The sequence below is a fragment of the Microvirga aerilata genome, assembly GCF_016743775.1.
In the GTDB taxonomy this organism is placed as follows: Bacteria; Pseudomonadota; Alphaproteobacteria; order Rhizobiales; family Beijerinckiaceae; genus Microvirga; species Microvirga aerilata.
Genome location: NZ_JAEQMY010000254.1, coordinates 1 through 1,726, shown reverse-complemented (window position 1 = coordinate 1,726; position 1,726 = coordinate 1). Strand labels below are relative to the sequence as shown.

Genomic DNA, 1,726 nt, shown 5'->3' with positions numbered 1-1,726 from the left:
GCTTCCACTGCACATGACTGGTTTTCGTAGAGCTCGACTCTTCGTTGCCCAGGTCGACCAATACGGCCCCATTCACGGATCAGACAGGCATCACCGAACAGGCTGGTCTCGATTGACAACACATAGTAGCGGGCCATGTTGCAGGTGGGGACACACCTGTCGAGGACCAGGTACTGGATCGTGTCGTCTGACATGTCTCCATGTTGCGTAGACTATGAGGCTAGGTCCAATCAAAGTCATGAATCCATTGCGCCGCAACGATTCACATCAGTGATGGGCTCTGCTGTGCAACCCTCTTTTCGGCAGGTGTGAAAGGTCATCGTGCCCTCCCCTATCAGGTTCTTCCGCGTGACACACTCGCTTACGACTTCGCCGTCATCATGGTGCTTGTCCAGCCGATCTGTAGCCGAAATCAAGGCCAGTTCCACAAACAGGTGGCAAGCTCATAAAAGATGGTCACGGCGGATCGAGGATCAGACCAAGTCCCCTATGACATCCTTCGTCTCCTCATGGCCAGGAGTTCGACGGCGAGGTCGATCTTGCCGGATTTCACCATGCGCGTGAGGGCGCGGAAATAGCCGCCCGGGTTCTTGATCCGGCTCTCCCCGCCGTTCTTGGCCACATCGTCCTCATAGAGCTGCAGGACGTAGATCACCGCAATCGCCGCCCTGACAGTGCCGATGTCTTCCACCGCCTCGGCCCAGGCGCTCTCGTGCGCCCCGAGGGAAGCCCGCAGGTAGCGGCCAGCTGAGACGATGTCGGCCAGATCCCGCACCGGCTGGCCGTAATCGCTGATGGTGGGGCAGGCCTCAAGGATCAATTCCGGTGATAGGTGCTCCGAGGCTTGTTCGGTTGAACGAACCGCCTCAGCTTTCTTCGGAAAGCCTTTGTTACAAGGTTCACTAGGAGATCCGTTGTTGTTATTAGTGTGCAGGACTCCGAGTCCGGCTTTGCCCACTTTATAGAAGACTTCCTCAACATCAGTTCTCAACAGCTGCCAGGCGTCCAGCAGATCGGCTGGCAGCGTAAGCCTGGACCGTGCTGGCGTGCGAGCCTGGAGCGCTTTCAGCCGCGTCTCGGCCTCGGAGCGATCCACATCCGGGAAATGCTCGGACAGGGCACTCAGGGCCTCCTCGGTGGCCCGGCGGCAAATGGTGACCTCGTCGAAGGCGCGCTTCTGCACCTCCCGGAGCTGCTTCTGCTCCATGAGCACCACCGCCCAGTCGCCCCGGCGGGCGTAGACCGGTGTCAGGTCGAACCCGAAGGCGTCCACCACCTGGCCAGCGAGATCCTTGACGGCGTAGCGCTTGCCGTTGGGCGAGTCCTTTGGCGCGATCAGCTGCAGGTCGACAAGCTGGCGCAGGATGCGCCGGATCGCCCGCTCGGTCAGGCCGGTGCGGCTCATGAGGTAGTCGTTGGATGGCCACACCAGCAGCCGTTCCCACTCCTGTTCACCCCAGCAGGCGACCAGCTCGGACAGCACCGCCCGCTGGGCTGGCCTCAGATCAAGCGCCTTGCTGGCCTCGCGAGCGGCGGCCGAGAGTTCCTTGCGTGTGACTGTGCGCCCGTCTTCAAGCGCAAGCTTCCTTGCGGCCAGAGCGGCATGTCTCAGCCGCCGGCCTCCTGACAATGCAAACTGCATCGTACCCTCCTCTGTGAGGGCAAAGCGGGAGCGTTCACCGAAACCGATGCTCTTGACATTCAGCTTGTCGGGATGGCATAAGGA

2 protein-coding genes are annotated in these 1,726 nt (G+C 60.7%); both read right to left on the bottom strand.

Features of this window, described 5'->3' with window-relative positions; all coding sequences use genetic code 11:
• On the bottom strand, positions 1 to 194 hold a 194-nt coding region (locus JKG68_RS32140; RefSeq protein WP_202066464.1), incomplete at its 3' end, for a WGR domain-containing protein.
• Positions 195 to 487: 293 nt separating this feature from the next.
• Positions 488 to 1,726: plasmid replication protein RepC (gene repC / locus JKG68_RS32135; protein WP_312891075.1), on the bottom strand; the 1,239-nt coding region annotated here is incomplete at its 5' end.